This window comes from Ferruginibacter paludis (assembly GCF_030409685.1).
GTDB lineage: Bacteria > Bacteroidota > Bacteroidia > Chitinophagales > Chitinophagaceae > Ferruginibacter > Ferruginibacter paludis.
In genome coordinates this window covers 1-20293 of sequence record NZ_JAUFQJ010000011.1, presented here as the reverse complement: position 1 = coordinate 20293, position 20293 = coordinate 1, and the positions used below count along the sequence as shown (strand labels likewise).

Annotated in this window: 15 protein-coding genes and 1 pseudogene; 3 read left to right on the top strand and 13 right to left on the bottom strand. The window is 39.8% G+C overall.

The genetic code is table 11. The features are described from left to right. Positions 1-11: 11 nt before the first annotated feature. Together infC and thrS are read right to left on the bottom strand one after the other, a co-directional pair. Complete coding sequence (infC, locus tag QWZ08_RS17765; RefSeq protein ID WP_290338858.1) at positions 12-593, bottom strand: translation initiation factor IF-3; 582 nt, start codon at positions 591-593, stop codon at positions 12-14. 67 nt (positions 594-660) lie between these two features. Further along, the gene (thrS, locus tag QWZ08_RS17760; protein ID WP_290338857.1) at positions 661-2601 is read right to left on the bottom strand and encodes a threonine--tRNA ligase; all 1941 of its coding nucleotides are present in this window, start codon (positions 2599-2601) and stop codon (positions 661-663) included. A 165-nt stretch (positions 2602-2766) separates the two neighbouring features. Between thrS and QWZ08_RS17755 the strand changes: the two genes are divergently transcribed. After that, a complete protein-coding gene (locus tag QWZ08_RS17755; protein ID WP_290338856.1) occupies positions 2767-3861 on the top strand; it encodes a hypothetical protein in 1095 nt (364 codons plus the stop codon). 3 nt (positions 3862-3864) lie between these two features. Here the strand turns inward: QWZ08_RS17755 and QWZ08_RS17750 are convergent, their stop codons facing one another. After that, positions 3865-6219: a TonB-dependent receptor gene (locus tag QWZ08_RS17750; protein ID WP_290338855.1), complete on the bottom strand. Its 2355-nt coding sequence runs from the start codon at positions 6217-6219 to the stop codon at positions 3865-3867. Positions 6220-6290: 71 nt separating this feature from the next. Then, positions 6291-6899: a DUF3347 domain-containing protein gene (locus QWZ08_RS17745; RefSeq protein ID WP_290338854.1), complete on the bottom strand. Its 609-nt coding sequence runs from the start codon at positions 6897-6899 to the stop codon at positions 6291-6293. A gap of 113 nt (positions 6900-7012) precedes the next feature. Here QWZ08_RS17745 and QWZ08_RS17740 point away from each other — a divergent pair, with 113 nt between their 5' ends. Together QWZ08_RS17740 and QWZ08_RS17735 are read left to right on the top strand one after the other, a co-directional pair. Further along, positions 7013-9004 carry an ABC-F family ATP-binding cassette domain-containing protein gene (locus tag QWZ08_RS17740; RefSeq protein WP_290338853.1) on the top strand — a complete coding sequence of 664 codons (1992 nt, stop codon included), beginning with the start codon at positions 7013-7015 and terminating at the stop codon, positions 9002-9004. A 170-nt stretch (positions 9005-9174) separates the two neighbouring features. After that, positions 9175-10225: pseudogene (locus QWZ08_RS17735) on the top strand (IS481 family transposase). Between the two features lie 822 nt (positions 10226-11047). Here QWZ08_RS17735 and gmd read toward each other — a convergent pair. From gmd to QWZ08_RS17690, 9 genes are all read right to left on the bottom strand, one after another. After that, positions 11048-12118: a GDP-mannose 4,6-dehydratase gene (gene gmd / locus QWZ08_RS17730; protein WP_290338852.1), complete on the bottom strand. Its 1071-nt coding sequence runs from the start codon at positions 12116-12118 to the stop codon at positions 11048-11050. 47 nt (positions 12119-12165) lie between these two features. Continuing rightward, the gene (fcl, locus tag QWZ08_RS17725; RefSeq protein WP_290338851.1) at positions 12166-13110 is read right to left on the bottom strand and encodes a GDP-L-fucose synthase; all 945 of its coding nucleotides are present in this window, start codon (positions 13108-13110) and stop codon (positions 12166-12168) included. 58 nt (positions 13111-13168) lie between these two features. Next, positions 13169-14422 carry an ArnT family glycosyltransferase gene (locus QWZ08_RS17720; protein ID WP_290338850.1) on the bottom strand — a complete coding sequence of 418 codons (1254 nt, stop codon included), beginning with the start codon at positions 14420-14422 and terminating at the stop codon, positions 13169-13171. A gap of 23 nt (positions 14423-14445) precedes the next feature. Next, positions 14446-15192: a class I SAM-dependent methyltransferase gene (locus QWZ08_RS17715; protein ID WP_290338849.1), complete on the bottom strand. Its 747-nt coding sequence runs from the start codon at positions 15190-15192 to the stop codon at positions 14446-14448. Between the two features lie 10 nt (positions 15193-15202). Continuing rightward, complete coding sequence (locus tag QWZ08_RS17710) at positions 15203-15922, bottom strand: glycosyltransferase family 2 protein (protein ID WP_290338848.1); 720 nt, start codon at positions 15920-15922, stop codon at positions 15203-15205. Positions 15923-16111: 189 nt separating this feature from the next. Continuing rightward, entirely contained in the window at positions 16112-16996 is an 885-nt protein-coding gene (locus QWZ08_RS17705) for a hypothetical protein (RefSeq protein WP_290338847.1), read from the bottom strand. Positions 16997-17213: 217 nt separating this feature from the next. After that, positions 17214-18086 (bottom strand): aldo-keto reductase family protein, encoded by an 873-nt coding sequence (locus QWZ08_RS17700; protein WP_290338846.1) that lies wholly within the window; start codon positions 18084-18086, stop codon positions 17214-17216. Positions 18087-18094: 8 nt separating this feature from the next. Continuing rightward, positions 18095-19105: a Gfo/Idh/MocA family protein gene (locus QWZ08_RS17695; protein WP_290338845.1), complete on the bottom strand. Its 1011-nt coding sequence runs from the start codon at positions 19103-19105 to the stop codon at positions 18095-18097. Between the two features lie 3 nt (positions 19106-19108). Further along, a complete protein-coding gene (locus tag QWZ08_RS17690) occupies positions 19109-20236 on the bottom strand; it encodes a glycosyltransferase family 4 protein (RefSeq protein ID WP_290338844.1) in 1128 nt (375 codons plus the stop codon). Between the last annotated feature and the right edge of the window lie 57 nt (positions 20237-20293).

Here is a 20293-nt window from a genome sequence, read left to right as displayed (position 1 = left end):
AATATGCTATTTTAATTTTTAGGCTTTTTCTGACTTTTTGGAGCAAACATTACCAGCATTCTCTTGCCTTCCATTTTAGGCATGCCTTCCAGCGCTCCTACATCCTTCAGGCGGTCGGCGAACTTCAATAACAACAATTCTCCTCTTTCCTTAAACATAATGGCACGGCCTTTAAACTGAACGTGCGCCTTTACTTTATTGCCATCCTGCAAAAACTTTTCTGCATGTTTACATTTGAATTCAAAATCGTGATCATCTGTATTGGGCGTAAAACGAACTTCTTTAACCTCACTGGTTTTTGATTTCGCTTTCATTTCCTTCTTCTTCTTCTTTTCATCGTACAAAAATTTATTGTAATCGATGATTTTACAAACCGGCGGCGTTGCACCCGGAGAAATTTCTACCAAATCCAGCTGCTGATCCTGCGCCATTTTTTGCGCATCGGCAAAAGAATAAATGCCTGGCTCAATGTTTTCGCCTACCAGCCGTACCTCCGGTACCCTGATCATGTGGTTTGTACGATGTTCCTGTTGTTGTTCTTTTTTAAAACGGGGGTTAAATGCGCCGCGGGGGGCTCTTGGTGGAAATGCCATTAATTGATTTTATATTTAAAATATGGGGCAAACAGCCCTTGTTTTGATTTAAAGTTAATAATATTTTCTATTCAAACGCTCTTTTACTTTTTACTTCTTCGTTAACCGCTGCAATGAATTCATCTATTGTCAGCACCCCTGTGTCTCCTTTGCCTTGTCTGCGGGTAGCTACTTTATTCTCATTCATCTCCTTCTCCCCTATTACTAACATCAAAGGAATTTTGGCCAGTTCGGTATCCCTTATTTTCTTGCCAATTTTCTCGTTTCTGTCATCTATCTCTGCACGAATATCAGCATTTTTCAATTGCTGTGCCACATTTTCTGTATAAGGCAAAAATTTATCGCTGATAGGCAACAGTTTTACCTGGGTAGGTGCTAACCACAATGGAAACTTACCGGCACAATGCTCAATCAACACTGCAATAAAACGTTCCATACTTCCAAATGGTGCCCTATGAATCATAACTGGCCTGTGTTTGGCGTTATCTTCACCGACATAGGTAAGGTCAAAACGCTCCGGCAAATTATAATCTACCTGGATGGTTCCCAGCTGCCATTTACGTCCGATCGCATCTCTTACCATGAAATCTAACTTAGGGCCATAGAATGCCGCTTCGTCGTATTCAATGACAGTATTCAATCCTTTTTCGGCAGATGCTTCGATGATGGCCTGTTCTGCCAGCACCCAGTTTTCATCAGAACCTATGTACTTCGCCCGGTCTGTTTTATGCCTTAACGAAATTTGTGCAGTATAGTTTGTAAAACTCAGCGAGTTAAAAACATATAAAACCAGGTCAATCACTTTTTTAAATTCATCTTTTACCTGGTTGGGCATACAAAACAAATGCGCATCATCCTGGGTAAACCCACGCACCCTGGTGAGGCCGTGTAATTCGCCATGCTGCTCGTAACGGTAAACCGTTCCAAATTCGGCCAGGCGCAAAGGCAAATCCTTATAACTGCGGGGGGATGTTTTATAAATTTCGCAGTGGTGCGGGCAGTTCATTGGCTTTAAGAAAAACTCCTCACCTTCCTGCGGTGTTTTAATTGGCTGAAAACTGTCCTTGCCATATTTTTCATAGTGACCGGACGTAACATATAAATTTTTATGGCCGATATGCGGTGTAATTACCGGCAGGTAGCCAGTATCCATCTGCGCTTTTTGTAAAAACTGCTGCAGTCGTTCTCTTAACATGGCGCCCTTCGGTAACCACAAAGGCAATCCCATGCCCACCTTCTCTGAAAAAGCAAACAGCTCAAGTTCCTTACCCAGCTTGCGGTGATCACGCTTTTTCGCTTCTTCCAGCAAAACCAAGTATTCATCCAGTTCTTTTGCAGAAGGAAATGTGACGCCGTAAATGCGGGTAAGCATTTTATTTTTTTCATCACCTTTCCAGTAAGCACCTGCAATACTGGTAAGCTTTATTCCTTTTATAAAACCGGTGTTGGGAATATGCGGTCCGCGGCATAAATCGGTGAATTTGCCCTGGGTATATAATGTAATTCCACCGTCCTGTAAATTGCTCAACAGATCCAGTTTATATTCATCACCTTTTTCAGTAAATAGTTGTACGGCGTCGGCTTTGGAAATTTCTTTGCGCAAAAATGGGTTGGCCTGTTTTGCAAGTTCCGCCATCTTTACCTCCAACCTGCGAAGATCTTCTTCGCCAATCGAATTGTCGCCCGGATCTATGTCATAATAAAAACCAGTTTCAAGCGGCGGCCCTACCCAAAACTTTACTCCGGGAAATAAGGATTCAATCGCCTCTGCCATCAGGTGAGCGGAAGAATGCCAGAATGTTGATTTACCATTTAAGTCATTCCAGGTTAATAATTGCAGCGTTGCATCTTCCGTAATGGGTCTTTCAGCATCCCACACCTGCCCGTTAACACTTGCTGCCAGTACCTTACGGGCCAGCCCTTCACTGATTGACTTTGCAACTTCCATCGCAGAAACCGCCGCTTCATATTCCTTTACAGCTCCGTCTGGTAATGTAATCTTTATCATATTGTAATAGCTTCCTTATTTTTAAGTTTGCAAATTTAACGAAACTATTAGGTATAGAAGAAGTTATCTAAAATATCTTTGTATTGTTTAAATATGTCGTACCCGTTGTGAACCACCCCTCTAATTTTTACAAATTGTATTAAGGTTGAAAAAATAATTTTACGGATGAAAAAAATTTTAGGCGTTGCTGCATTGCTGTTTTTAATATGTGAAACAGGATTTGCTCAAAAATTAAACGGTCAGTGGCGTGGCTTTTTTAACAGCAAGGGAGACATTGTTTTAACCGGCGGCGACAATACAGAATATGTGCTTGAGCTGGAGATTAAAGGCACCGAGGTTACCGGTTTTTCGTATACTTATTTCCAGGATAGAAAATATTACGTGATTTGTTCACTGGCGGGCAATTATTATAAAAGCACCAAAAGTTTACGGGTTACTGAAACTGCAAAAGTCAAAGGTTCTACTCCGCTTGGCTGGAGCGATTGTTTGCAGACGCACATTTTAACTTACGATAAACAAGATGGCGAAGAAGAACTCAAAGGATCCTGGAGAACAGCTCCGGGCCAATTGGGAGAATGCGGAACGGGCACAACCACCCTTACAAGGAGAACGCTCAGTAAAAACCTGGCATCATTTAACAAGCCTGTAAAACCCACCCCGTTTTCCGGGCCCAAATCAACCACCAAAGTTCCTGATTTATCAGATAAAAATAAAAAGCCTGCTACACCTCCGGTAGCCAAAACAAAACCGGTACAGCAACCAGCTAAAGCAAACCGGCCGCCCTTGGCAAGCAAGGATGTGGCGATAAAACCAGCACCGTTAGTGAAAACGACACCGGAAAAAATAGCGCCGGAAGTAAAAAAACTAACGCCTGCAATTCCACCTATAGCCGATCCAAATTTTGAGAAAAGAAGCGCCGATGTTTTAAAAACAATAGAAATCGGAAGCAATAATTTTAAGGTAGATCTTTATGACAACGGTTCAGTAGATGGAGATAGTGTGTCTCTTTTCTATAATGGCAAACTGATTTTATCTCATAAAATGCTGAGCGAAAAAGCGATCACCTTAACCCTGGATGCCACAACAGATTATGCCATCAATGAGCTGACGATGTATGCTGATAACCTGGGCTCTATACCACCCAATACGGCGCTAATGGTAATTACTGATGGAGACAAGCGGTATGAAGTGCGCATTTCCTCCGACCTGAAAAAAAGTGGTACGATTCGTTTTGTGCATAAGACCAAAACAGATCAGTAAATATTAAAATTTGAAGTTCCAGGTAACAGCAGGTATAATTGGAAACAGGCTAACCTGTTTTCCCTGCACTTTCAGGGTGCCGTCATAAGCACTTCCGGATTGATCAAAATAAATAAAGTAGGGATTCTTTCTACTGTACACGTTGTAAATGCTGAATACCCATTCAGAATGCCAGGTACGTTTCTCATTCTTTTTAGGAGAATAGATCGCTGCAAAATCAAGGCGGTGATAAGCAGGTAAACGATATTCATTAATGCGGCTGTATTCTTGCGTAAGAATACCATTTACAAGATAAAAACGTTGCGGCAATGTGGTGGCATTACCACTTCCATAAACAAAAGTTGATGATAGTTTCCAGCGTTTATTCAACTCATATAAAGCCACTACACTCAGGTCATTTCTCCTGTCGTATTTGGCCGGATATTTTTCACCAAAATTAAGCCCCGGAAATTTACGCCATGTATAACTCAACGTATATCCAATCCAGCCCGTAAGCCTGCCCTTGGTTTTATTGATAAAAAATTCGCTTCCATAACTCCAGCCCTTGCCGAACGTAAAGAAATTCTCAGTATCTTCCAGCGTGTTGGGTGTATAGCCTTCCTGGTATTCAATCTGGTTTTCCATACTCTTGTAATACAGTTCTACAGAAGTTTCAAAAGTATTATTATTGAAATTTTTGAACAGGCCCCCGGCATACAACCAGCTGACCTGCGGCTTTACTTTATATGTGCTGGGCACCCATAAATCCGTAGGCAAGGTACTGCCGGAATTGCTTACAAGATGGATGTACTGCAGGTTTCGGGTAACAGATGCTTTTAAAGATGTTTCATCGTTCAGCGCATACCGCATAGTCAGTCTTGGTTCAAGTCCGCCGTAAGTTTTTACAGGTTTACCCGAGCCAAATTTGGTACTATCGGTTCTGTTGCCATTGGCATCGGTTGTATAAATATTATATGGGCCAACCTGCTGAAACAAGCTGTAACGAAGACCGGCATTGATTTTAATTTTATCGCTCAGGTCCCAGTCATCCTGCAAATACAAGGCAGCTTCATGTGCAAATTTTGTCTGTGGATTTTGCGGTTTAAAAACAACACTGTCCTGTGTACCGCTCACTACCGATGGCGTAAATTTATGGTAGGTATACAATCCGCCAAATTTGATTTTATGCCCGGTAAAAGGATACAGATCGAAATCCTGCTTTAAACTAACATCCCTGATACCGGAAGCCAATTTAATATCAAAATTATTTTGAGCAGCCTGGAAGGAGAAATTATAATTGTTAAATACTACCGAAGTATTGCCGAACAAACGCTTATTAAAAACATGGTTATACCGCAGGGTGCCAGTGGCATTTCCCCATGGAATTTTTACATCCAAACTTCTTTTTCCATTAACAAAATCAAACACATCCCTTCCAAAATAGCCGCTGATGTACAACCGGTCCTTTTCAGAAAATTTATAATTCATTTTTGCATTCAGGTCATAAAAATAATAACCTGAGCCATAGAACTGGCTCGTCTTTTTAATAAATGGTTTAGTGAGCGCATCAATATAAGTACGTCTTGCTGAAATAATAAAAGACGCCTTGTTTTTTTTAATGGGTCCCTGGATAGAAATGCGGGATGCAATTAACCCTATACCCCCTTCTACCTGGAATTTTTTATCATTGCCTTCCTTCATGGAAATATCCAGCACGCTTGACAAGCGGCCACCATATTGAGCCGGCATGCCCCCTTTTATTAAGGAAACATTTTTTATAGCATCCGAATTAAAAATAGAGAAAAATCCAAAGAGATGACCTGTGTTGTAAACAATGGCATCATCCAGCATGATTAGATTTTGATCGGGACCGCCACCACGAACATAAATACCAGCGCTGCCTTCGCCCGCATTTCGGACACCGGGCAAAAGTTGAACGGTTTTTATCAGGTCTACTTCGCCCAGGAATGCCGGTATCGCCTTAATTTGTTCAATGGGAAGTACAAATTTTCCCATCTGGGCTGTCTTAACATTGGCGTCTGTTTTTTTTGACGCAATAACCACCTCCTGTAAAGCTGACCTTGTGATAAGGTCAAAGTTTATTTGCTGGTCGGCGTTTAATTTTATGGTTGCAATTTTTGGCTGGTAACCGGCGTAAGAGCAAATCAGTTCATAATCTCCTTCCAGTAAAGTGATGGAGTAAAAACCATATTGGTTGCTGGTGATACCTTTCGAATTTCCCTTAACGGTAATGGTGGCGCCAATGAGGGTTTCGCCATTCTGAACATCTTTGGCGTAGCCGCTGATGGTATATTTTTTTTGTGCCACACAAGCTAAAGAAATCAGTATCGAAAAAAACAAGCAGAGATATATTTTCATATTTGGTACTTACAATTGGTGCTTAGTTTTTGACATTGATACGTTGTTGATTATTGCGGGCGTACCATTGGTTATTGCGCCATGATGCTGTCCTTCAGTTCGCCGCAGTGCAGCATGGTAGCCTTGTACTCAGGATTTTTTTTACCTAGATATGGATTGATGATTTCTGCCGAATTGCTTATCCAATTAGCTTCTTTTCCTTCGCCAAAAGCCATAGGGCAATTTTGCCAGTACAAAGTTTGCCCTTCATAGTGAATTGTTTTTAACAAGGGATAAATGCTTTCACTTACCATCCTGAAATCCTGGCGCATTTCGGTCAGGTTTAGTTGCTTTAAAAGGCTCTCCGCATTGGCTTTAATATCATTCAGCTGCATCTCAGCGCTTTCGGCAATACCTGCAGTATCTTTTTTCAGTTCATTCAGTTTCAGACTATCGCAAACCAGCAAAAGTTTTTGTGTTGCGGCTTTCGCCTGCACAGAATCAGCTTCTACAAAGGCGGTTTTTAAATCAAGGTACGCTGTCATCATGGTGTCAATACTCCTGTTGAATTCGGGAGAATGTTTCATCACTTTCAACGGTGCGCTTTTGGCTGACTCTACTGCTTCAACAGGCTTAAATTTAAACCAATAGATACTGAAAGCCAATACCAAAATCACCAATATCCATATTACTTTTTTCATGCAAAAACTTTTTACAAAGCTAAGGCATAACATCAAATTCATTAAATAGTTTGCCGATTGAATTACTTTTGCAGCCAAACAGGTATTTCAACCATTAATTTTTATATACAATTATGCTTTTAGGATTACAAAATGTGACGTTTGAATTTGGTGCCCGAACGATAGTGGAAGATGCCACCTGGCATATACAACCCAATGAACGTATTGCGCTGATTGGCTATAATGGCACAGGCAAATCTACCCTGCTAAAAGTGCTTACAAGACAGTACCTGCCGAGTAAAGGAACGGTTGAACAAGGAAGGGAAACAACCATTGGATTTTTACACCAGGACCTCCTGAGCTTTGATACAGATGATTCGATACTTGAGGTAGCCATGGGCGCCTTTGAAAGAGTAAAGGAACTCGAAAAAGAGATTGAGGCTATCGGACATGAACTGGAAAGAACAGGCGATGAAGCGCTGGCACATGATTATTCTGAAAAATTACATGAGCTTGAAGTATTGGGCGGTTACGACATTCATCATAAAACAGAAGAAATTTTACAGGGATTGGGATTCAGCAATGAAAATTTACATAAGCCTTATAAATTATTTAGTGGAGGATGGAGGATGAGAGTGTTGCTGGCAAAAATGATTTTGATGGCGCCCGATGTTTTGTTGCTGGATGAGCCGACGAATCACCTTGATTTACCAAGTATTGAATGGCTTGAAAAATACCTGATCCACTACCAGGGCGCTGTGGTAATGGTAAGCCATGACCGCTATTTCTTAGACAGGATGGTAAATAAAGTGGTGGAATTATACCAGCAAAAATTACATTTTTATACAGGCAATTATTCTTATTACGAAACAGAAAAAGCCTTGCGGGTTGACATACAGCAAAAGGCCTATGAAAACCAGCAGGACTATATCCGCCAGAATGAGCGTTTTGTGGAGCGCTTTAAAGCCAAAGCCAGCAAAGCCGCGGCAGCACAGAGTATTGTAAAACGTTTGGAGAAACTGGACAGGATAGAAAATGTGGAAATTGAGCGGCCAAATATGCGCATTAACTTCTCAATTGATAAGCAGCCGGGCCGTGTATTGTGTACCTTAAAACATGTAACAAAGCAATTTGGCGACCTGGTTATTATGGAAGATACTGGTGCCGAAATTGATCGTGGTGATAAGATTGCATTGATCGGTGCAAACGGAAAAGGAAAGTCAACTTTGTTGCGTGTAATTGTTGGCAACGAAGAATTTACCGGAGAAAGAATCTGGGGTCATAACGTAGAAGAATCATTTTATGCACAGCACCAGCTGGAAGCATTGAATATTGAAAACAGCGTACTGGATGAAATGAAGGAAAGCCGCAGTGGCAAAACCGATCTTGAACTGAGAAGCCTGCTCGGATGTTTTTTGTTCAGCGGCGATGATGTAGATAAAAAAATTAAAGTACTGAGTGGAGGCGAAAAAGCAAGGGTTGCGTTAGCCAAAACTATTGTGAGCAAAGCCAATTTTTTAATGCTGGATGAACCTACCAATCACCTGGATATACATTCAGTTGACTTGCTGATTGGCGCTTTAAATAATTATGAAGGAAGCCTTGTTTTTGTAAGTCATGACAGACATTTTGTTAGTAAGATTGCCAACAAGATTTGGGAAATTGAAGATCATAAAATTGTAGAATTTAAAGGCAGTTATACAGAGTGGGAAGATTGGAAAGAGAGAAGACTTGCCGCTGCAAAACTGGAAGAAAAAAATACTGCGGGCACTGTAAAAACGCCAGAACAAAAAAGCAATAAAGAGCAACCTGCAAAGAAGGAAACGGCGCCGGAAGTGGTACAACAGGTTACGCAACAACGCAGTCCTCTTGATAAGGAGCTGAAAAAGGAATACCAGAAGAATAAAACACGCTTTCAGCAAATAGAAGAAAAATTGGCGCAACTCAATCATCGTAAAGCTGCGCTGGAAACCACCATGGCCTCGCCTGACAGTTATGGCAATAAAGAAAAGTTTCAAAAAACGGAAACTGAGTATAAAGCCGTTACTACTGAGCTTTCCAGCCTGAACAAAGAATACGAAACTGTGTTTGAAAAAGTGATGGAGCTGGAAGAAAAGATGGGGTGACTAAATTAAGTATGGATTAAACAATGCCTGCTGAATGCAGGCGGCCCTAACAGGCATGTAAAACTACTTTCTGTGCATATACATAACATGAAGTAGTCAATATTTAATCTGACAATTGGGATTAATTTTAAGTTACCACACTTATTTAAATAACCCCAAAATGCCAGATTATGAAACAAGAATCGAAATTAATCAAAACCAAGTTAGGTCTGCTAAATCTTGCAGAACATTTAGGCAATGTCTCCCAGGCATGCAAAGTAATGGGCTACAGCCGGGATAGTTTCTACCGCATCAAAGAGATGTACGACACTGGTGGAGAAGCAGCCTTAAAGGAGGTTAGCCGCAGTAAACCAATCTTAAAAAACCGGGTTGATCCGGAAGTGGAAACAGCAGTTGTAAAAATGGCTTTTGAGTTTCCGGCATATGGTCAGTCAAGAGCCAGTAATGAACTTCGTAAACTGGGTATTTTTATTTCACCAGGCGGTGTTCGAAGTGTTTGGCTGCGCAACGATCTGGAAGTGTTTGACAAAAGCCTGAAAGCTTTAGAGGCCCGTGTTGCACAAGATGGTATTATCCTGACCGAAGCCCAGGTAATTGCCATGGAACGCAAGAAAGAAAAGAGAGAAGCCTTCGGTGAAATAGAAACCGAACATCCGGGTTATCTCGGTTCACAAGACACTTATTATGTGGGCAATATCAAAGGAGTCGGTCGCATCTATCAACAAACATTTATTGATACTTACAGCCGTGTTGCCTTTGCCAAACTCTACCAAAGCAAGCATGCTATCACTTCTGCAGACGTGCTCAATGACGGGGTATTGCCTTTCTTTGAAGAACAGCAAATTCCACTGGTCAGAATCCTTACTGACCGTGGTACAGAATACAACGGTAAACCGGAGCACAATGAATACCAGCTGTACCTGCAGATTGAAGGCATTGATCACAGCAAAACAAAGGTCCGGCATCCACAGAGTAACGGCATTTGCGAACGTCTTCACCGAACTATACAGGAGGAATTTTATGCCGTTGCTTTCAGGAAAAAACTGTACGATAATCTGGAAGATTTACCACAGGATCTTGATCAATGGATAACGTTTTACAATCATCAGAGGCCCCCATAGCGGCAGGTATTGTTTTGGTAAAACTCCGATGGAAACTTTCAAGGATTCTATTACCTTAGCAAGGAAGAAGTTTTTAGGGCAGGTTACACCGGCAGCATAAAACAAAAATATATCCTGACCCCATAAACTAAAAATCCTTTATTGTCCGATTAAGTACTGTCTATTACATTTTAACCGTCCATTGCAGTTCTTTTCTGTCAATATGTGCCTTTTTTCTTTAGGTTGCGCAATACTTATCGAATCAAACTAAGGGTTACATTTATTTTGCCCCGGCGCATAAATCTCCAAAGCAGTTGTTTTACTCAATGTTTGCATCGACTATTTTTACATTTTTTGGTTGCTGTTTATGGTGTTTGGTGCGTGCCTCGCTTTTAGGCAATTCCCGTGTCCGTTGCACGTGTTTATTGAGGGCTTGATTCACTTCTGTGCCCCCTATTATCTTTCGATTTATGACAGATGTCTTGCAAAGTACATCCGCGTTGGGTGGCTTCACCTGATATTTTAATATGATTTGCCCGTAGCCGTTATCTTTTTTCTTTTGCAGCTGCTGTCCATGGCATATGCATAAAAATATTTTCCTGTATCGTAATGTTAATGAGCTGCAACTGTTCCGCGTGTAGGTTTTAGCTTTTGTCTCTATCCTGCGGCAACCGCAACAAAATCAATGGTTAAAATGCATTTGTCTACAACTGTGAATTAAATAGAAAAGAGGCTGCCCTTTTGAGACAGCCTCTTGCTGAAATGTTTTTTTACGTTACCAATCCCGGCTCAGCATCTTACCAACGCTTCACTTATCCATAGTCTGCTCAGTTCATCTATTCCGACATACGGGAAGAACCTTAAGTCATTTACAAAGTACTCCTGCAACAATTTGGTCAACTGGGCAGACGAGTCCTTTTTTATAAAACGTGGTGTACGTTCTCTAAATGATCGTTTTTATATCATTGGCCATCATTTCTTTAACCAGTGATGCCAGATCATATTTTGGAACCCACCCTAACTTGGTCCTCGCTTTTGTGGCATCCCCGATAAGCAATTCTACCTCTGTAGGGCGAAAATATTCTGCATCAACCGCGACAACAATACTTCCTTCAGCCAATTGGTAGGCCGGATCTTTGCAGGAAACAACATATCCTTTTTCGTCAACGCCGACCCCCTTGAAAGAAAGCTCAACACCTACTTCACCAAAAGCCAGTTTGATAAAGTCCCTTACTGTAGTTGTTATGCCAGTAGCAATAACAAAATCTTCGGGTTTCTCTTGTTGCAAAATGCGCCACATAGCTTCCACATAGTCTTTGGCATGTCCCCAATCCCTTCTCGCATCAAGATTTCCGAGATAAATTCTATCCTGTTTACCCTTGACGATGGCGGCAACTGCTCTTGTAATCTTCCTGGTTACAAAAGTCTCTCCCCTTAACGGGCTTTCATGATTGAACAATATACCATTACATGCAAACATTCCATAAGCTTCACGATAATTAATAGTGATCCAGTAGGCATAGAGTTTTGCTACCGCATAAGGGCTCCTGGGATAAAATGGCGTTGTTTCACTTTGTGGTACAGCCTGCACCAAACCATACAGCTCGGAAGTACTCGCCTGGTAAATCCGCGTCTTCTTTTCAAGACCTAAAATTCGCAACGCTTCCAAAAGCCGCAATGTGCCAATACCGTCCGCGTTGGCCGTATATTCGGGCTCATCAAAACTTACCTTAACATGACTCATTGCCGCGAGGTTGTAAATTTCATCCGGTTGTGTTTCCTGTATAATCCTGATTAAATTGGTACTGTCCGTCATATCGCCATAATGTAACTGAAAGCGAACGTTCTTTTCATGGGGATCCTGGTACAAATGATCTATTCTTTGCGTATTGATCAGGGACGATCTTCTTTTGATACCGTGCACTTTATAGCCTTTCTCCAGCAGCAGATCAGCCAGGTATGCTCCGTCTTGCCCGGTAATACCGGTAATTAAAGCTGTTTTGTTTGGTTCCATTATACAATAATGTCTTTTTAATGATAAAAAATTGGGTTATGTTCTTATTAGATATTAAGTGATTTTTTCTGCTTTGTTAGAAAATCATGATAAGCCAGAAGTATTCCTTCTTCAAGTTCAATGGTGTGTTTCCAGCCTAATTGATGCAGTTTTGAGACATCCATCAGTTTGCGTAACGTGCCATCAGGTTTCGTAGTATCAAATACGATGTCTCCCTCAAAACCAACCACCTTTTTTGTAAGTAAGGCCAGTTCTTTGATGGAAAGATCTTCACCCGTACCTATATTGATCAGTTGTTCTTCATTATATTTTTCCATTAAGAAAATGCAGGCTTCAGCTAAATCATCTGCAAACAAAAATTCTCTCCTGGGTATTCCCGTTCCCCAAACAACTACTTCTGAGCGAAGGCCAACCTTGGCTTCATGCATTTTTCGGATGAGGGCTGGCAGCACATGAGAATTGTTAAGGTCATAATTATCGCCAATACCATATAGATTAGTAGGCATCACACTGATAAAATTGCATCCGTATTGACTTCTGTAAGCTTCACACAATTTAATGCCGGCAATTTTAGCTATTGCATAAGGTTCGTTTGTTTGTTCAAGCGGACCTGTGAGCAGATACTCTTCTTTAAGTGGCTGAGGAGCCATTTTAGGATAAATACAGGAACTGCCAAGCAACATTAATTTTTCAACTTTCTGATCAGCCGCTGCCTGGATGATATTTACTTCAATCATTAAATTATCATATAGGAAATCTGCCCGGTAAGTATTATTGGCAAGTATACCGCCTACTTTTGCAGCGGCAAGAAATATATATTCCGGTCTTTCTGCATTGAAAAATTGTTTTACCGCCTCCTGATTTCTTAAATCAAGTTCGCCTGACGTTTTTGTAATGATATTGGAAAATCCTTTACTTTCGAGATTCCTCAATATGGCCCCTCCCACCATTCCGCGATGCCCCGCCACATAAATCTTATTATTTAACTCCATAATACATATTAATTTAATTGACTAAAAAATTTACTTTGCAAAAGCCGAATGGTCATTATCACTGGCTGGATGATTTATCTCTAATCTTAATAGCAATAAGATTTTCAAAAATATAAGCAAAAAAGAAAAACCAAAAAGGCATTGTGATATGAAACATTCTGCGGTATGCAGTTAAAAATATGCTTCCTCCCAAATAAATAAGGATAAAAATACCCAGAAAAATGATTTCCTTAGGGATGCGTCTGTAATAAAAAATGCTCACTGAAAGTGTGAAAACAATGCAAACAAAGACAAACATATTTGGTACGAATGGGATATAGGAAAAAATTGTGTCAGGCGCAAGATCGGATGGAAAAAATAACAGCTGACCAATATTGCTCACTATGTTGGTCAGGTATTTTGCCGGATGCGTTTTGATATTGGTTACTGCCTGTTTTTTATATGCCTCATCTTTTAGTAATGGCGTTAGTTTTGAAATACTATCAATAAAAACAGCATGATTGGGATTTTTGGCCAGCTGCTCTTCCGTATGCCATTGGCCAGACTCATTGGCGAATGGAGAACTCATGGTATATAGCGACATACTGCCGGAATTGCTCCAGTAAAACGGTTTACCGGTCAGATGGTAAGTATAGTAGAGCCACGGCAAACACAATATAAAGGCGGCAAGGAATATCAGCACCAATTTTTTAACGAATGGCCGGAAAAGCGGCATGGCATAAGCGAAAAAAGCAATAACAAGCATTGCCGTGACAACATAGCCAAAAATAACTTTCGTCATGCAGAGGTAGGCAATGGAAAAAGCTGAAAGCAGTATAAATTGCAATGAGATTTTTTTTTGCCTGTAGCAGCTTAAAAAAGAATAGCAAATAAGGCTTACCAAAAACCAGGTAAGACATTCCGTCATCAGTATCCTGAGCGAATCGAAAATGGGAAAATAGACAGCCAGTAAAATTGTAAAGACAAAAGCTCTTTTAGTTGAACAATAAAGACCGATCGTTTTATAACTTAATACAAGCGAAAAATAAAGTAAGAATGCATTTAATACTCTCAATGCAACCAGGGGAAATTTAAAAAATTGAAAAAAAGCCAAAAATAAGGGATAACCGGGTCCATTCCAGAGATTGATATCAGGAAATGGCAAAGAATAATAGCCGTGCAGTAGGTTATTGGCAAACCATAAATATCTTTTTTGGTCAGAAAAAGCCTCATCTTTTGGAAACAGAACTGCAATAGCCACATACAAGGCCAGGAAAGGAATTAACTTGTAATAGATATTTAACCCGGAATAAAACTTTAAGATTTTTCTCATACATCGATTAAAATAAAATAAATTCAACTGCTGTTAAAAGCGACAGTGATGATGCTTAAGCCCATTTTATTGACTATTAATTTGTCAATTATTTTGAAGACCGGGACCAACCTGTTAAATAATTGCATTTGTTTTTCAGGAATAAGCTGTTTTTTTAAAATATTCCCGCTCCACCACCAACCCCACATTCCCACAAAATTAAAATAGCTTGTTTTCCGTCTCGTTAAACCTGCTTTTAGCACAATGTCTTCCAGAGCAGATTTCGTGTAACGCCGAAAATGCTTCAATTCTGTGTCAAAACTGTTGTAGAGCCAACGGTAGGCTGGAACAAGAATGATCAAATTACCGTTTTCACGGAGTAATTTTTTACAATTTATAAGCGCTTGCTGATCATCTTCTACATGCTCTATAATGTTCAGCGCTACAACGCAGTCAAATTTGCCCAGCAAATCATGGTAAACATCGTTGAATTTGGGGTGAACAATATCGATTTTCCTGATATCCGGCCTAATTGGCAAATTTCGGAAACGCCTGTCAAGCAAGTCGCAATAGGTGTCCCTGACATCGCTTGCAGTTAGCCTGAAACCATCTCTTAGCATAAACTGTGTTATATTTCCGATACCGCTGCCTATTTCCAATACCCGTCCTTTTAAAAAAGGTTTGATTGACTGGTACATCCATTGATTGAAATTATCAGATCCCGACAGGGTTGTTAAGGTCTCAAATCCCTGCTCATCCTCCTCCACATAAACAAATTCCCTGTTTACCATACACTACAATTTACCTATCCCAAATATTATACTTGGAAATACACCACAAAGCCCTGAATCCGTCTTTCCAGCCTATCTTTTTGCCCTCTAAAAAAGTTCTTCCATAATACGAAATACCTACCTCATAAATTCTGATGCCTTTAATTCTTGCCATCTTTGCCGTTACTTCCGGTTCAAAGCCAAATCGTTTTTCCTTTAGTGGTATCGATTGTATAATATCTGTCCTGAATAATTTGTAACAGGTTTCCATATCAGTAAGATTTAAATTACCGAACATATTAGCTAAGGTAGTCAGAAATTTATTACCTATTGTATGCCAGAAAAATAATACCCTGTGGGCATTACCTCCCATAAACCTGGATCCATATACAATATCCGCATATCCGTTTACTACCGGCTTCAAAAGGTCATTATATTCCTGCGGATCATATTCCAAATCTGCATCCTGGATGATGAGGTACTCGCCCGTAGCTTTACTTATTCCGGTATGTAAAGCGGCTCCTTTTCCTTTGTTTATTTCATGTTTAAAATACTGAATGTTTAAATCCGGGTTACCAGCTATATACTGCGTAATCGACTGTTCTGTTTCATCCGTTGAACAATCATTTACAATGATTATTTCTTTGGTTATGTTGTGAATCAAATTCACCGATTTTACCTTGTCTAAAATGAGATGGATTGTCTTTCCCTCGTTATAGGCAGGAATGACAATAGATAATTTTTCTATCATTGTGCGGTTTTATTTTAGTAAATGATTTTTTATTTAACCCTCCTGACCAGTCTGCACAATTCTCGCCCTGGGTATTTCCCGGTTTAATAGGTATAAATTGAAAATACAGATAACCAAGAGCATCAGGGGCTACTCACCTAACAGCTATTCTATATAACGGGACCAATGGTTCCAGACGATTACGGATAGCTATTTTTTTGCCAGCATATACATAAAATCCCTCCAAAATGTAGTAGATTTCATGTTTACGTAGTGTCTGGCTAAAATATGCTTATGAGCCTTCCGGGTAAACTGAAAGCTATATTCATCATTGATTTTTATCAGTACTTCATCCAACGAAAAAAAATCTTCGGGATTAAAGTATTTATTGAGGATGGCAAAGGACGTTTGCTCGGTTCTAAAATCTGCCTTTTCTTTAAGGTATTTGCAAATGGATACCCAACCCGGATAGGCAGAGAAGTCTCCATTCGCAAATATCAATCCTGCGTTTAATGGAGCCTGATTATTTAATGCTGTTAAGTTCAATGCCTCCAGCATTTCGTTGCTGTAACAATGGAGTATATCATTGCCCATTTTCAAAACAGGATGCGTCAGGGGCAATTTCTTTTGAGGGTCAGCAAACCAAAGTATATCCGTGTCCGAATACAACAATGGAAATTGAGCGGCGCAATATAAAATGGAAACATACTTCTTGCCCCAAAGTTCATTTTGTGCGTAGTCAGCCAGATCTTTATTGCCGGTATTTCTAAAATGATCTGCTGCTTCTTTCCAGGATATCAAATCTACTTTTTTAGGCCAGGGCACAAGTTGAGATTGTATTTTTTCCAAGGGTGTCCCATCTGAAATAATCAATATTTCGGGTAATGTATTCCAATATTTGTGAATAGATACCAAAGACGCATTGAGGTAATTAATTCCTTCAGCACCGCAAAAATATACCAATTTAAAATCAGATGTAAGTTTTGGGCTTTTTTTTGTATTATACAACCGATGAATATTTGAAGTACGCATAATATCAAAGAATTTGAAAATTATTTTATGCTTTAACTTCATCTCCGAAAATTTGGTACTCATTTGCTATCTGTTTGTAGTTATTTTATTAGTGGTTATGTGTTTATTCGGGTTGCGTTGAAGTCAAACTGTGTGCGCCAATATCCATTTTAACCGGTTGCCGGGCGAAAAATTGAGAAAAATTAATGAAGCTATTATACAAATTATTAAAATTCGTGGCACTTGAGCTGGAATGTAGGTGCCGTTAAAAACTGAACCAAAATCAAACCCGCTTTTTGCCCTATGAAATTTTATTCTGAGCGTCAAAATGATGAATAAATGCCGAGGTGTTGTCAATATTTATTTTAGAAGATGCTCCAAAAAGTATCGACTCAATATTGGGCAGGCCGCAAACATATTCAATAGCTTCCTTCGGATGTATAGCGCCACCACCCAAAACCTGCATAGCGATTACCCGTACTTTTTTTGTTTTGAGCACTTCTTCGTAGACAGCTTTACCGCCACTCATTCTAAAGCCGGCTTTATTGATTGAAGCACAAATAATGGGATTTTCAATACCTTTAGCCTCCAGAACTGCCAGCAGCTTAGGCATGTTCATGGTGATGAAACCTGCTTCTGCATTGTACTTCTTCTTGATATAGGCATGAAAAGCTACCAGAACATCCACCGCCCTTAATCCTAGCAGCAAATCTGTAATAACATTTTGTAAAAAAATTACGGGTGTATTAATCCCTTTAAACATTTTCATTTCAGCATCTATCATCAGCTCCATAATGGACTCGTAGTCTTTGCTTAAATAGGCCATGCCTCCTTTAAACAATGAACCAAAAAAGTTACCTGGTACATATTGCTTTAACGTGCCTGCGATACCAAGTTCGGTAACGGCATTGGCGTATTTATGGGCATACGGCATGCAGGGAAAGATTTTATAGTTTTTATATTTTTCCGGGTTAGCCCTTATGATATCGCAAATATTAGCAATCCTGTCATGTGTGGTACACATAAATGTATTAATGCCCGTAGCCATGGCGTCATCCAGCACTTTTATTATAGCACTGTCATCTTTAAATTTAATTGATTGTGCTCTTGACTTTTCATCTGAAATATGATTGACAGCAAAAAACTGGTTGTCTCCAAATAGTATCCTTTCCATTGATTAATTTATTTTGAATTTTTTCTGATGATTGAAATGGCTTTATCTGTATTGGCAGCGCTGGCAAAATTATTAATGGTATTGGGCACTTTTCTTTCGCATGCTTTTACAAAATAATCCAGTTGAGATGAATACTCCTCTCCTCTCAGATAGAAGTCAACACCTTCCTGTAGGTCAGTTATATACTTTACGTTCCACCCTTTTACATATTTGTCCAATGCATTTTCTTCCCTGAAAAAAACTTTCAGTTCATTGGCATCACTTATTAATTTACCCTTGGTACCAATTAATGTGATGGAGGTGCTCATTTTACGGTGAGTATCATCACTCCAGTTAACTGATAATAAGCCAGACTGGCCGCTTTGCGTTTCTACAAGGGAATATACTGCATCTTCTACCTGGCCACTGTAAACAGATTTGAGTAAAGTACCTTTAGCAGATTGAATCGGCGACACAATATCATTTAGCAAATCGATTACATGAGAAGCATAATCCAATAAGCAACCGCCGCCCTCGGCCGGATCACTGCGCCAGGTATCGGCCTTTTTTTTGAGCACTACCGGTCCGTAAGATTCACCGATAAAGTGATAAATATCGCCCAATGCACCACTTTGTGCAATGCGTTTTACTTCGCGAAACGTTCCAATAAATTTGTTATGATAGCCAACCTGGTTTACTACATTTTTTTGAGTCGCTAATTTTACAAGTTCTTCGCTTTGCTCATAAGTCAAACAAAAAGGTTTTTCAGCAAATATATGTATACCGTTTTCCAGCAAATCCTTAATAATACTATAATGAAATTTAGTAGGAACCGCTACGACAACAGCATCCGGTTTTGTTTCCGCAATCATTTTTTTGTAATCAGAAAAACAATTGAACCCACCTTGTTTGGTTAAAAAATCGGTTACCATTTTAGAGGTGTCACAAACTCCGACTATATCAGTGGTGGCGTATCCACCCAATATGGCCAAATGAGAAAGGCCCATTTTGCCGGCTCCGATCAAAGCTATTTTAAGCATATTCTATAATTTCTTTTTATTGTTTAATAATTCAATGTATTCATCTGTAATTTTATCCCAGTTAAATCTGCTTTTGATGTCAGACTGGCCATCGCTGGCTTTCGATTGTATTGTCACTTCATTTTGCAAAACATATTCCATTTGTCTTGTCAGATCGGATGAATTTCCGGATGCAAAAGTAGTGGCGTTCTCTCTGCATATAAATTTATTTTCTACAATATCGCTGCAAATCAATGGAGTTCCCAATCCCATCACCGTCAAAATTACGGGCGACAATCCTTCTATCAGGGATGGTTGAATATATGCAAATGCGTTTTTCATAAGTATATTGGTGTCGTCTCCATACACATAACCAGGAAAAACAATTCTGGCGTCGTTCGTATTTTTAACACTGGCTTCATACTCGCTTGGGTTAGGCGAACCACCTATTAATACAAGTTTTTTATCTGTGTTAAGATTATTGAAAGCAGGCACTAATATATGGAGGCCCTTATCAGGAATAAAACGGCCTACAAATAAAAAATATTCTCCTTTTTTGATGCCAAGTTTATCAAGAATATCCGTGCTATCGGGTGGTGTTTTTACTTCGGATCCATAAGGAACAAAAGCATAGGTGCGTTTAAACTTTTTTTCAAAATATTCTTTTGTAAACACGTTGTCAAAAGCAACCGCATTAGGACAATAGGCAGTGAGGTAATTAGATACAATATAAAATAATTTGCCGTACCAGGGCCATTTATCCCTTTTCCAATCCATTGCAAACTGGCTTATTACCACCCGCTTGCCGGCCAGACGAAGTAATAAAGCCCAAATACTATTCGCTCCGCTATGCAGGTGCACTACATCAGCAGTGTTTTTAAAAATCACATCCATTGTACATTTAAAGGAGTGTACAAGTGTATCAAAACCAGCCTTTTTTACAGTCTTAAAGTATTTTATCTGCACACCTTCATATACCGAATGAAGCGGGTCTGTATCACCAGGATAAATACGGCAATATGCAAGCATAGTATGTCCCTTTGCTGCAATTCGCGGATACAGCTCAAATGCGAATTTATCTGACCCTGCTGCACCAGCTTTTGGTGGAATACATCGAAAGCCTCCAAAGGCTGCAATTTTTAATTTATCCATTCAGTTAGTCTAAAAATCCTTTATAATATTGGTCCATATATTGTTTCAGGGCTGCCC